Origin of the sequence: Capnocytophaga cynodegmi DSM 19736 (assembly GCF_000379185.1) — a bacterium.
GTDB classification, from domain to species: domain Bacteria; phylum Bacteroidota; class Bacteroidia; order Flavobacteriales; family Flavobacteriaceae; genus Capnocytophaga; species Capnocytophaga cynodegmi.
Genome location: NZ_KB900717.1, coordinates 24,477 through 37,466 on the forward strand (window position 1 = coordinate 24,477; position 12,990 = coordinate 37,466).

General features: G+C 35.2%; 14 protein-coding genes. 6 read left to right on the forward strand and 8 right to left on the reverse strand.

All coding sequences use genetic code 11. The features are described 5' to 3' along the window. The first annotated feature begins 271 nt into the window (after positions 1-271). The 3 genes from YW9_RS0106630 to recJ all read left to right on the forward strand — a co-directional run bounded on the left by YW9_RS0106630 (position 272) and on the right by recJ (position 3,382). The gene (locus YW9_RS0106630) at positions 272-925 is read left to right on the forward strand and encodes a hypothetical protein (protein WP_026193869.1); all 654 of its coding nucleotides are present in this window, start codon (positions 272-274) and stop codon (positions 923-925) included. A gap of 314 nt (positions 926-1,239) precedes the next feature. Next, on the forward strand, positions 1,240-1,659 hold the full coding sequence (locus YW9_RS0106635) for an OsmC family protein (protein WP_026193870.1): 420 nt from the start codon (positions 1,240-1,242) through the stop codon (positions 1,657-1,659). A 28-nt stretch (positions 1,660-1,687) separates the two neighbouring features. After that, the gene (gene recJ, locus YW9_RS0106640) at positions 1,688-3,382 is read left to right on the forward strand and encodes a single-stranded-DNA-specific exonuclease RecJ (protein ID WP_018279412.1); all 1,695 of its coding nucleotides are present in this window, start codon (positions 1,688-1,690) and stop codon (positions 3,380-3,382) included. A gap of 51 nt (positions 3,383-3,433) precedes the next feature. Here recJ and ald read toward each other — a convergent pair whose 3' ends face one another. From ald to YW9_RS0106670, 6 genes are all read right to left on the reverse strand, one after another. Next, complete coding sequence (ald, locus tag YW9_RS0106645) at positions 3,434-4,543, reverse strand: alanine dehydrogenase (RefSeq protein ID WP_018279413.1); 1,110 nt, start codon at positions 4,541-4,543, stop codon at positions 3,434-3,436. Between the two features lie 95 nt (positions 4,544-4,638). Further along, entirely contained in the window at positions 4,639-4,821 is a 183-nt protein-coding gene (locus tag YW9_RS0106650; protein WP_026193871.1) for a CAL67264 family membrane protein, read from the reverse strand. Positions 4,822-4,833: 12 nt separating this feature from the next. After that, positions 4,834-5,571, reverse strand: coding sequence for a hypothetical protein (locus tag YW9_RS0106655; protein WP_018279415.1), 738 nt, complete (start codon positions 5,569-5,571; stop codon positions 4,834-4,836). A 39-nt stretch (positions 5,572-5,610) separates the two neighbouring features. After that, positions 5,611-6,765 (reverse strand): 5-(carboxyamino)imidazole ribonucleotide synthase, encoded by a 1,155-nt coding sequence (locus YW9_RS0106660; protein WP_018279416.1) that lies wholly within the window; start codon positions 6,763-6,765, stop codon positions 5,611-5,613. 35 nt (positions 6,766-6,800) lie between these two features. Next, positions 6,801-7,478, reverse strand: a complete 678-nt coding sequence (locus YW9_RS0106665) for a metal-dependent hydrolase (RefSeq protein ID WP_018279417.1) — start codon at positions 7,476-7,478, stop codon at positions 6,801-6,803. 78 nt (positions 7,479-7,556) lie between these two features. Then, the gene (locus YW9_RS0106670) at positions 7,557-8,456 is read right to left on the reverse strand and encodes a 1,4-dihydroxy-2-naphthoate polyprenyltransferase (protein WP_018279418.1); all 900 of its coding nucleotides are present in this window, start codon (positions 8,454-8,456) and stop codon (positions 7,557-7,559) included. Between the two features lie 356 nt (positions 8,457-8,812). Here YW9_RS0106670 and accD point away from each other — a divergent pair, with 356 nt between their 5' ends. The 3 genes from accD (at position 8,813) to YW9_RS0106685 (ending at position 11,770) form a co-directional block, all read left to right on the forward strand. Then, the gene (gene accD / locus YW9_RS0106675; RefSeq protein WP_018279419.1) at positions 8,813-9,667 is read left to right on the forward strand and encodes an acetyl-CoA carboxylase, carboxyltransferase subunit beta; all 855 of its coding nucleotides are present in this window, start codon (positions 8,813-8,815) and stop codon (positions 9,665-9,667) included. A 10-nt stretch (positions 9,668-9,677) separates the two neighbouring features. Further along, on the forward strand, positions 9,678-10,715 hold the full coding sequence (locus tag YW9_RS0106680; RefSeq protein WP_018279420.1) for a diphosphomevalonate/mevalonate 3,5-bisphosphate decarboxylase family protein: 1,038 nt from the start codon (positions 9,678-9,680) through the stop codon (positions 10,713-10,715). A 104-nt stretch (positions 10,716-10,819) separates the two neighbouring features. Further along, positions 10,820-11,770, forward strand: a complete 951-nt coding sequence (locus tag YW9_RS0106685) for a mevalonate kinase family protein (RefSeq protein WP_013997679.1) — start codon at positions 10,820-10,822, stop codon at positions 11,768-11,770. A 115-nt stretch (positions 11,771-11,885) separates the two neighbouring features. On the opposite strand, the gene bioD is transcribed toward YW9_RS0106685, so the two are convergent. Both bioD and YW9_RS0106695 read right to left on the reverse strand, forming a co-directional pair. Beyond that, on the reverse strand, positions 11,886-12,512 hold the full coding sequence (gene bioD, locus YW9_RS0106690; RefSeq protein ID WP_018279421.1) for a dethiobiotin synthase: 627 nt from the start codon (positions 12,510-12,512) through the stop codon (positions 11,886-11,888). 94 nt (positions 12,513-12,606) lie between these two features. Then, positions 12,607-12,990: hypothetical protein (locus tag YW9_RS0106695; RefSeq protein WP_018279422.1), on the reverse strand; the 384-nt coding region annotated here is incomplete at its 5' end.

Consider the following 12,990-nt stretch of genomic DNA (forward strand, 5'->3'; position numbering starts at 1 on the left):
TGGGGGAATGCATTGGTTTGTTAGGGGAAAATGAAAAAACAAGTGTACAAAAGGAAAATCGGAATGTACAAAATAAAAATCCAATGGGGGAATGACTCTCCAGCAGTATTAAAAAACTAAAAACAACAGAGGAATTAGAAATATTTTCTATACAAAAAGAAAAAAGTTATATTAATTCACTAAATCTGCAAGGCATAAAACAGAAATCCGCGTGAATTTGTGAAATCTGTGGGAGATACAACAGAATATAAACCTTTAAAAAATAAAAGAAATGAGTAAGTATTACCTATCCAATGAGCAAATGCTTCAAAAATATGGAGCATTGTTCCATAACTTGAGCAAAGAAACCGAATTGGCTACTGAATTAGCTGAATATGGTTATGACACTGACCGAGTGGCACAAGGAAAAGCCCTCTACGACAGAGCTTCGGAAACATATCAGAAAAGCAAGAAAGAAAGTGCAGAAGAAACCACAGCCTCAGCAGTGTTTCATCAAAAATTGGACGAAGTCACTAAAATTTATCTTTCCGACCGCAAAAAAGCAAAGCTAATTTTTAAAGACCAACCCGATGTGCTGAAAAACTTGTCGTTAAAGGGGACTAGTTCGCAAGTAATAGCCAACTCTTTGCAGGAAATGAAAGATTTATATCAGAATTTAGATGAAAATCAGACTTTACAAACTGCTGTAAAAATCTTAAAAATCACTCCCGAGCATATCAAATCACAACTTGATAAGATAACTCAAACAGAAACGGCTTACGCAAGTTACCTACAGGAAAAAGGGGAAAATCAACAGGCTACACAAGACAAAAACAAAGCCTTTACCGACCTTGACAAATGGGTAAGAGAGCTATATAGCTTTGCCAAAGTAGCCCTTGAGGACAAACCTCAATTACTGGAAAGCATCGCTAAAATAGTAAAATAAGACAAATAATCTCCCACAGATTACACGGACTCGCACAGAATAACAAACACAATAAATTATTAGTTAAAAATTTGTGTTTGTTTATAAAAAACATTCTCAAGAGTAAGCCAACGGCATTGGGAACGAAACGTTAAGAAAAATGATTACTTTTTCGTTAAAAATTTTCCATTGTTCGAAGCGACCGCAGGAAGCAAGTTTGGGAAATTTAGAAAAAGTAATCATTTTTTAGTGAAGTAATCAAAGCCTTGAACTTTTGGTACTTTTGGTTCAAGCCAAAAGTACAAAGAAAAGAAATAAACCAAAAAAATAATAATATGCATCAAGTAACAACCATTTGGAAAGGCGATATGCTCTTTTCATCAAATAATCCTTCGGGAAAAGAAATACAAATCGATGCCGGAAAAGAAAACGGCGGAAAAGGAGAAGGATTACGCCCCAAAGCCCTAATGCTTTCCGCATTGGCAGGATGCTCGGGATTGGATATAGCTTCACTTATCCGAAAAATGAAATTGGAAGTAGAAGAATTCAAAATTGAAACTTTTGGAGAACTTACAGAAGAACATCCACAAGTATATCACACCGTACGAGTAGAATATCATTTCTCAGGAAAGAATCTTAACGAAGAGAAGCTACAAAGAGCCGTAGATTTATCCGTTGAGAAATATTGTGGCGTTATGAAAATGTTCCAGCAATTTGCCAAAGTAGAAACCAAAGCCTTTTTCCATAAAAAGTAAACAAAAAGACTATCAAATCCTTAGCAATATGATGCATCATTGGACATTTAAGCCCAAACCGAATCCTCAAATCGTAGAAAAGCTCCAAAAGGAGTTGAATCTCAGCGAAATTCCCGCTACTTTGTTGGCTCAGCGAGGTGTTTCCGATTTTGAACAGGCAAAGAGCTTCTTTCGTCCGTCACTTTCCGACTTGCATAATCCATTTTTGATGAAAGATATGGAAAAAGCAGTCCAAAGAGTACTAAAAGCTATTGAAAAGGAAGAAAAAATACTCATTTATGGCGATTATGATGTAGATGGAACGACCTCTGTGTCGCTAATGTATTTGTACTTGAAGCGATTTACTCGCCAACTCGCCACCTATATCCCCGACCGATATACCGAAGGCTATGGAGTTTCTTTCCAAGGGGTTGATTACGCCGCCACCAACGGATTTTCGCTCATCATCGCTTTGGATTGTGGCATCAAAGACGTAGAAAAAGTACAATACGCCAATGAAAAAGGCATTGATTTTATCATTTGCGACCATCATCGTCCTTCGCAAGTAATTCCCAAAGCGGTAGCCGTCTTAAATCCAAAGCAAACCGATTGCAATTATCCATATAAGGAACTTTGTGGCTGTGGCGTAGGCTTCAAACTAATACAAGCTCTTAACAAGCAGATGAAAAATCCGTTTGAGCAAATACAACCGCTGTTGGATTTGGTAGCTGTTGCCATTGGGGCTGATATTGTACCCATTACAGGGGAAAATCGGGTGATGATGTACTATGGATTGCAGATTATGAACGAAAATCCGTCTGTGGGGCTTACTGCATTATTAGGACTGGAAAACAAACCCGTACAGATGGTAGATATTGTATTTCGGTTGGCTCCGCGAATCAATTCAGCAGGAAGAATTGAACACGGAATGTTCGCCGTCAAACTTCTTACGGAAAGTTCTTACAGCCAAGCCTTTGCCAAAGCCAAGCAAATTGAAACTTTTAATAATGAACGTAAAGACCTTGATGGAAGTATTGTACAAGAGGCTTTACATCAGATACAAGTCAATCAGGAAGAAGAAAAATCAGCCACCGTTGTTTATGCTCCGCACTGGCATAAGGGTGTAATTGGCATTGTAGCCTCACGATTGATTGAAACTTACTATCGCCCGACAGTAGTTTTCACAAAAAGTGGCGAAAAATACGCAGCTTCGGTGCGTTCTGTGCAAGGTTTTGATGTATATGAGGCTCTGGAGCAATGTGCTGAACATATCGAACAATTTGGAGGACATAAATACGCTGCCGGACTAACAATTCTTCCCGAAAAATATCTTCTTTTTAAGGATAAATTCGAAAAAGTAGTTGCAAAAACACTTCCGAAAGAATTAAAATTACCTCAAATAACTATTGATACTGAACTTTCGTTAGAAAAAATCAATCCTAAGATGTTTCAGATTTTAAAACAATTTGAACCTTTTGGTCCGCAGAATATGGCTCCCATATTTTACGCTAAAAACGTGATTGATACAGGCTTTGCCAAGCAAATTGGTAAGGAAAATAATCATCTTCGGCTCACAATAAAAGATTTTAAAGGAGAAAAATTCTTTACCGCAATAGGATTTAATTTGGGTAATAAACTGGAATTGATAAAATCGGGCAAACCTTTTGAAATTGTGTATTCCATCGAAGAAAATCACTGGAATGGAAACACTTCTTTACAGCTAAAAGTGAGAGATATAAGATAAAAAAGAAGAAAAAAGCAGTAGAAAACTACTGCTTTTTGTTTTAATAATTCATTAGTACACTTCACAAACGGGAGTATATTCCAAACCAAAGGTATCGGCTACAGCTTTGTAAGTCACTTTCCCTTGAACAACATTCAAACCTTCTTCAAGGCCTTTATCATCTTGGCAGGCTTGTTTCCAACCCTTGTTAGCCAACTCAATAGCATACGGCAAAGTGGCATTGGTCAGTGCCAAAGTGGAAGTGTATGGTACGGCCCCCGGAATGTTCGCTACGCAATAATGTACAATTCCGTCAACTTCATAAACTGGTTCACTATGCGTAGTTACCTTCGATGTTTCGAAGCAACCTCCTTGGTCAATCGCAACATCTACCAGTACAGAGCCTTTTTTCATTAATTTAAGCATCTCTCTGGTAATAAGATGAGGAGCTTTTGCTCCTGGAATCAGCACAGCACCAATTACCAAATCACAAGAAGGCAACTCATTTTGAATATTATAGGTTGAAGCAAAAAGAGTATCAATGTTTTTTGGAACAATTGTATCCAAAACACGTAGCCTTGGCAGTGAGATATCCGCAATGATGACATCAGCTCCCAATCCGGCAGCCATAATCGCCGCATTATATCCTACAACACCTCCTCCAAGAACCAAAACCTTTGCTGGTTTTACGCCAGGAACGCCTCCTAAAAGTACACCTCTACCTCCTTGAGGTTTTTCAAGAAATCGAGCTCCTTGCTGAGCTGCCATACGCCCTGCAACCTCTGACATAGGAGTTAATAACGGAAGTGAATTATGAGCAGTAACCGTTTCATATGCCAAACAAACGGCCTTTTGCTTTATCATAGCATGAGTTAAAGCTTCCTCCGAAGCAAAATGAAAATACGTGAAAATCAATTGACCTTCACGTATCAAATTATATTCAGGAAGAATAGGCTCTTTCACTTTATAAATCATATCAGCTGCTGCATAAACTTCCTCAATTGTAGGCAACATAATTGCACCAGCTTTTACATACTCTTCATCGGAGAAACCGCTTCCTTGTCCTGCTGTTTTTTGCACATAAACAGTATGACCATTCTTAACTAATTCACTAACACCACTTGGTGTAGCTCCAACACGATTTTCGTTGTTTTTAATTTCTTTTGGAATTCCTATTTTCATTGTTTTTCGGTTTAGAGTTTACTTATTTGATGTGCTAAAATTATAAAAACACATTGAAAAACACAAAAAACAATGTTATTTTTTTATTCCAAAACTTAAACCCTTCCTTTTAAAGCATTGAATACCCAAGCAATAGCAAAAAAACCTACTCCAACAGCCGCAAAACCAAATCCTGCGATATCATCATATCGGAAAGCTCCTAAAGCTATAAGCCCCACACCTACTACAATCATTATAAGGGTAGCATATCCCAAAACCGTATTTTTATTCATCGACATAATTCAACCTTTTTAAAAATATTCTATTTTTCTCTCTGTAACCACTCTTTCAACGTCATAAATACGCTCTGTACGTTGTATCCAGTTGCCTTTTGCATCGTATTTATAGGAAAAGATTTTCTGTCCGTAAAGTTGGTCTTCTTCTCCGTAATAGTTCTCTTCCACAATGTTATTTTTGTTATCATAAACATACTTCAGAAGAACTTTCTTTCCCTCTTTATCTTCAAATCTTTTCTCTAAAATATTGTTTTTTGCATCATAAATGATTTCTTGTCTCAACAGAAAAGCTCCATCAGCGGTTAAAGATAACTCACTGATTTTATTACCTTTTTCATTATATGAAGCTATCTGTTTTCCTGTTAACTTTCCCGAGCCATCATACCCTAAGATTTCTTCTTTTTGAGGATCAAGTTCATAAATATATTTTAAAGATTCTTCCACTTGGTTTTTATCATTTAGAATTTCGACCTTTGTCAGATAATTTTTATCATCATAAAAATAACGCCAACTTACAGAAGTTTTCCCTTCATTGGTAAATCTTCTTCCTGAAACTTTAAACCCTTTATCATTATACTTTTCCTCTGTATTGAAATTAGACATAGGCTCTTTCTTTCCCTCGTTGCCAACATACCGATACGCAACACTTTCCACAGATTTAACTTTGCCTTTCAGGTTCTCTTTTTGCCAATCTGTTTTGAGGTTTTGCCCAAAAGCAACAGCCGAAATTAGAAATAGTAAAAATATTCTCATTTGATGTGTTTAAAAAATGTACCTCTGACTAATTTTGATTTACTCGCTGATAACGAAGATGGTCTCTTTTACTTCTTGAGCTATTTCACGAGCTTTGGAAACATTTTCATCAACAATGGTAACGTGTCCCATTTTGCGAAAAGGTCTTGTTTCTCTTTTTCCATAGATATGGGGCGTAACGCCATCCATAGCCATAATCTTTTCAATATTTTTATAAACCACGTTACCCGTATATCCTTCTGCTCCAACCAAATTCACCATAACCCCAGCCACTTTACTATCAGTTTTTCCCAACGGAAGATTTAAAATAGCACGTAAATGTTGCTCAAACTGACTCGTATAAGAAGCCTCAATGCTATAATGCCCAGAATTGTGAGGACGTGGAGCGACTTCATTCACCAAAATTTCATCATCTTGGGTTTGAAACATTTCTACTGCCAAAAGCCCCGTAATTTTAAACGCCTCTGCTACTTGGAGTGCTACTCTACAAGCCTTTTCAGCCACCTCATCTGAGATTCGGGCAGGACAAATCACATATTCCACTTGATTGGCTTCAGGATGAAACTCCATTTCCACAACAGGATATGTCTTTACTTCCCCTTTCGGATTACGAGCGACTATCACAGCCAATTCATTCTTAAAAGGAATCATCATTTCAGCAATACACTCTGTATCAGAAATGTTCATCAAATCATCTGTTGTACGAACAACCTTTACACCATTACCATCATAACCAAAGCGAGTACTTTTCCAAACGAAAGGAAATTGAACTTTGCCTTGCGTAATTGCCTGATTCAGTTCTCTTTTTGAAGCAAAAATGTCAAAACTTGCTGTTGGAATAGAATTCTCTCTGTAGAATTCTTTCTGAAGCCCCTTATTTTGAATAATTCTCAAACTCTTTGCCGAAGGATATACTTTTATTCCCTCCTCTTCCAATTTTTCGAGTGCATCGACATTAACATTTTCAATTTCAATGGTAAGGACATCGACATTTTTACCAAAATTGTAAACTGCTTCATAATCATTCAAATCTCCTTGAATGAATTGATTACACGCCAAACGACTGGGAGCGTCGGCACTGGAATCCAATACGTGAGTTTTAACATCATACTTTCGGGTTTCAGTAAGTAACATTTTCCCTAATTGTCCTCCTCCTAAAATACCCAAAGTAAAATCCGATGAAAAGTAATTCATTTCAAAATAATTGTAGATAAAAATGTAGAAAACTGTTAAATGGTGATAGTTCTGCCTATTTCAAGCAATAACAATTCTTTGCCTTTGGCTCTGAAACTTCGTCTTGCTAATTCGTGATCGAGCTTAATGTAACTGAATGTATCATAATTTACTCCCAACACCCTATTACACTTCACAAAATCGGAAGCCATAACAGCATCTTCTATATCCATAGTAAAGTTTCCTCCAATTGGCAACACTGCAAAATCTATCTTATGACGCACTGGAATAAGCTGCATATCAAAATGTAAGGCTGTATTCCCAGCTATGTAGATAGTTTTTTCAAATGTTTTCAAAATAAAACCTCCCGCACAGCCTCCTGCCTTTCCATCAGGAAATGTGGAAGAATGCAACGCTTGTACAAACTTCAAATACCCGAACGGAAACTCAAAAGAGCCACCCAAATTCATAGGATGACCATCAAAACCCAAATTGTAATAATGCTCAACTATTTCAAAGTTTGAAATAATCTTTGCTTTGGTTCTCTTTGCAATAGCCTCAACATCCATCGTATGGTCTTGATGAGCATTTGTGAGCAAGATGTAATCAGCTTTTATTTGTTCAATATTAATATGTCTGGCGAAAGGATTCCCTGATATAAAAGGGTCTACTAACAGATTTGTATCCTCTGTTTTTATCCCAACGCAAGAATGTCCATAAAAAGTTACTTCCATAGTATTTTCAACATCTATGAGGTGTGAAATAAATGTATTTTTGAGTGATTAGATGTAAATAATTCTCAATTGGCGAAATTACAAAATTTGTGCAATGAAAAACAATATTGTTAAAAAAAAAGTACTCAAAGCTACAATTTTCAGTTCTTTATCCAAATCTTTTAGGTTTTTATTTCGTTTAACAGAAAGCAAATGTACTATCAAAGGAAAAAAAGCTAATATGTAAATCAATTGCCAACGTACCTGAAAATTCAAAATCGAAAAAGCCAACATACAAAGCATAGCCAAAACCACCAAATAATATTGATAATACTTGGCCAAATCAACTCCCATTTTCACCACAAGTGTATTTTTGCCTACTGCCTTATCATTCTCATAATCACGCATATTATTGAGATTTAGCACTGCTACACTAAGCAAACCAATTGCCACAGCAGGTAAAGATATTTTCCAATTTAATTGATGTACATACAAAAAATACGAACCAAGCACACTTACCAATCCAAAGAAAACGAAAACGAAAACGTCCCCTAATCCTCTGTAACCATAAGCCGATTTCCCTACCGTATATTTGATTGCCGCCGCTACACAAAACAGCCCTAAAAAAAAGAAAATCAGTACATACATAAGATTTTCTTTTCCGAAAGAAACATAAATAAGTACTATAGATGAAAACACTGACAACAAAGCTGTTATCAGAACTGCAAGTTTCATTTGCTTCCGAGTTACCTTTCCACTTTGCAAAGCTCTTTCTGGACCAATCCGATTTGCATTGTCCGTACCTTTCACTCCGTCGCCATAATCATTAGCAAAATTAGAAAGTATTTGGAAGAGAATCGTTGTTAAAAGTGCCAACAGAAAAACTTCCCATCGAAAATATCCTGCACGAAACGCCAAAGCACTCCCCATAACAATACCAGAAACGGAAAGAGGTAAGGTTCGTAGACGAGCAGCCTTTACATATGTTAGTAATTTCATTTAGTTCTATTTAATGTTGAAAATTTTAAAAAGAAGCTTACATTACATAATAAAAACAAAATCAGCAATATAAATTTCACATTTTCAACACCGCAAAGTTAGAAAATATAACCAAATAAAAAAATCTACTTCTATTCACAAAGAAAACAATCCACAAAATCTAACTCTTTTTAACACTCTGAAAAAACACATAATAATGGTTAAGAATATATCTTGTTCAAAAAAATGTAAAAATCAAAGCAATAATATATTTTCAAGAAATTTAACAATACATAGGAATTACTTTTCTCAAATTTTAATTTTGCTTTCAAATTCATTTTTTTTTTGTACTTTTGTCCAACAAATACAGAGAGATTATGTCTTGGTTTAAAAGAACAGCAAAAGGAATTCAAACTTCTACTGAAGAAAAAAAAGATATACCAAAAGGGCTATGGTACAAGTCCCCAAGCGGAAGTATAGTTGACAATGAAGCTCTTGAAACAAACTACTTTGTAAGTCCAGAAGACGACTATCACGTCAGAATAGGAAGTAAGGAATACTTCCAAATCTTATTCGATAATAATGAATTTAAAGAACTTGATGCCAATTTATCCTCCAAAGACCCTTTGGAATTCGTTGATACAAAATCGTATGCAACACGTTTAAAAGAGGCTGAACAAAAAACAGGTTTAAAAGACGCTGTCCGCACTGCAGTTGGCAAGTCAAAAGGCGAAAAAATCGTAATTGCTTGTATGGATTTTGCTTTCATTGGTGGTTCGATGGGAAGTGTGGTGGGTGAAAAAATATCAAGAGCCATCGCTTATGCCATCAAACACAAATTGCCTTTTCTAATGATTTCAAAATCAGGAGGAGCCAGAATGATGGAAGCAGCACTTTCACTGATGCAAATGGCTAAAACCTCTGTAAAATTAGCCCAACTGGACGAGGCAAAACTACCTTACATCTCACTTTGTACCGACCCTACTACTGGAGGAACAACAGCCTCATATGCAATGCTTGGCGACATAAACATCGCCGAACCAGGAGCGTTAATCGGATTTGCAGGGCCACGAGTAGTAAAAGATACAACAGGACAAGATTTACCAGAAGGTTTCCAAACGGCAGAATTTGTGTTGGAACACGGTTTTTTGGACTTCATAGTAAATCGAAAACAACTGAAAGACAAAGTAAATTTATACATTGATTTGGTAATGAATCGCCCAATACGATAAAAAATACTGAATGAGTAATAAAAATTTCGTTTCTTGGAAAGCACCAAGCAATATTGCTTTGGTTAAATATTGGGGAAAACTTGAAGGACAAATCCCCGCAAATCCTTCCGTTAGTTTCACACTAACCAATTGTTATACAGAAACTTCAGTTCGTTTTAAAAAATTAGAAACACCTACTGATGATTTTCAGTTTACTTTCTTTTTTGAAAAAGAGCCAAAGCCGTCTTTCCACCCGAAAATAGTTACTTTTTTCAATCGGATTTACGAATACTTGCCTTTTTTGAAAGATTATCATTTTGAAATATATTCAGAAAATTCCTTTCCGCATAGTAGTGGGATTGCCTCTTCAGCAAGTGCTATGGCGGCACTGTCAGTATGCTTGATGCAGATTGAAAGGCAGTTAAACCCTAATATTTCAGAAAGCGATTTTTGGCAAAAAGCATCATTTTTAGCACGTTTGGGGTCAGGAAGTGCCTGTCGAAGCATACAAGGAAATATTGTGGTCTGGGGAGAACATAAGTCTACTCCGCAAAGTTCTGACCTTTATGGAATTCCATATCCTTTTGAAATTCACGATGTTTTTAAAAATTATCAGGACACAATTTTGCTTATCGATAAAGGACAAAAGCAAGTGAGTAGCTCTGTAGGACACGACTTGATGCACAATCATCCTTTTGCTCAAAAACGCTTCGAACAAGCTCACGAAAATCTTAATAAATTAATTCCTATTTTTAAAGATGGCGATTTAAATAAGTTCATTGAGATTGTTGAAAGTGAAGCCTTAACACTTCACGCAATGATGATGACTAGTCTTCCTTACTTCATACTAATGAAACCCAACACTTTAGAAGTTATCCAACGCATTTGGAAGTTCCGCCAAGAAACCAAAACTCCTGTTTGCTTCACTTTAGATGCTGGTGCCAACGTACACGTTTTATATCCCGATTCGCACAAAAACGAAGTTTTGCAATTTATTAAAGATGAATTGATTGTATTTTGTGAAAATAAGCAGTATATTTGCGACCAAATTTCTAACTCATCGAATTAGAAATGTTGATTTTAAAAGTTTGATATACTGAAAAAGAATGTTTATCTTTTCACAACACAACTAAATTAAAAAATAAAACAACACCTAACTCCGAAATAGTTTAAATGAAGAGACCTTTATTTTATTCAAAAATCTTACTCTTTGGGGAATATGGCATCATCAAGGATTCCAAAGGGTTGGCTATTCCGTATAATTTCTACAATGGAGCTTTAAAAATGCCTGACCAAACAGATGAAAGCAAACAGGCAGAAGCAAAAAAATCAAACCAAGCGTTAGCTCAGTTCGCTATCCATCTGGAAAAATTATCCTCAGAAAATCCTGAAGTTGTTACTTTTGACATTGAACAGCTAAAAAAAGACATTAGTAACGGAATGTACTTCGATAGTAGTATTCCGCAAGGTTACGGTGTTGGGAGTAGCGGAGCTTTGGTTGCTGCCATTTACGACCAATACGCTCACAATAAAATCACGGTTTTGGAGAATTTAACCCGAGAAAAACTTCTGCAACTGAAAAATATTTTCGGAAAAATGGAGAGTTTTTTCCATGGAACGTCCTCTGGTTTAGACCCTTTGAATAGCTATTTGAGTCTGCCAATCCTTATCAATTCCAAAGATAATATTGAACCTACAGGGATACCCTCCCAAACGATAAACGGCAAAGGAGCAGTTTTTTTGTTAGATAGCGGCGTTGTAGGCGAAACGGCACCAATGGTTCGTATTTTTATGGAAAATATGAAAAATGAAGCCTTTCAAAGTATGTTAAAAACACAATTCATCAAATATACGGACGCTTGTATTGATGATTTTCTGAAAGGAAATGTAAAATCCCTTTTCAAGAATGTGAAAAAACTTTCAAAAGTGGTTCTTAATAACTTTAAACCAATGATTCCTTCCGAATTTCACGCTCTTTGGAAAAAAGGTATTGATACGGGAGATTATTTCTTGAAACTTTGCGGCTCAGGAGGAGGCGGATATATGTTAGGATTTACCGAAGACATTGAGAAAGCTAAAAAAACTCTTGAAGGACATAAAATAGAAGTTGTATATCAGTTTTAATTTGACTTTATCTTCATATTTAATAATAAACCGAAAAATCCGAGAACTTTCTCGGATTTTTTCATTTACAATCATATCTAATCAGTATATCACGAGAAATACAAAAGAAACAAGATTAAAAATTATTCAAATTTGATATATATTTCTCTGCATAGTATTTAATTACATTTTTATCGAAATAAGGTTCTTCATCTATATGCAAAAGAGATTTTAATCCTGTTTTTTCCAAGATAATACTTTCAGATGAAGGATTTTTTACTCCACTAAAAATAATTCCAAAAATAGAAAGTCCACGTTGCTTTAAAGCTTCGTAAGTAAGTAACGTATGATTAATACTTCCTAAATAATGACGAGAAACTAAAATAATTTTATCAGAAGGCAATATTAAATCAGCAATAGTGTGCTTTGCATTCAAAGGAACTAACAATCCTCCTGCTCCTTCAATTACCAGATGATTTTTAGTTTCAGGACGTTTTATTTTATCTAATTCTATTCCAATTCCATCTAACTCGGCTGACAAATGCGGACTTGCTGGTGTATTTAATACATACGAATTAGAATGAAAGACACTTTTTTCATTTGAAATCAATTTTTGAACTTTATTAGTATCTGAATTATCCAAATCTCCAGATTGAATAGGTTTCCAATAATCTGCTTGTAGTGCTTCTGTAATAATTGCCGAAACAATTGTTTTTCCTACTTCTGTAGAAATTCCTGTAATAAAAAAAGTATCTTTATTCATAATTATAACATTAAAAACAAAAAAGCTATCTCTTTTTTCTTCATTTATTCAACAAAGAAAACAGAAATAGCACTATTAAAAGAAATTTTTATTATTATTTCTTATCAGAAAATCCGTATTCTTTCCAAAGTGATTTTGAAACATCAATTTTCACTCTTTTTTTAGTTTCAACATACAAAGCTGATAATTTATCCAATGTATCTGAAAGTTCTTCTGTTTTTAGCTTTAATTGTGCTTTCAATTTTTCTTGTTCACTATTTAGCTTTTCTGCAAGGCTTTTTAATTCTTCCAATTTGTTTATTGTTTCTTCTGTAACACCAGCAGGAAGACTTTCCTTATTGTTTCGCAGTGCATCAACCATTATTTTGGTTTGCACTACTTTTTCTGAGTAAGATTTTGTAGCCATAATCAATTTATTTTTATTTTCTGCTTCAAATGTAAACAAATAATTTTTAAAAATCAAATTTTTATATATTTT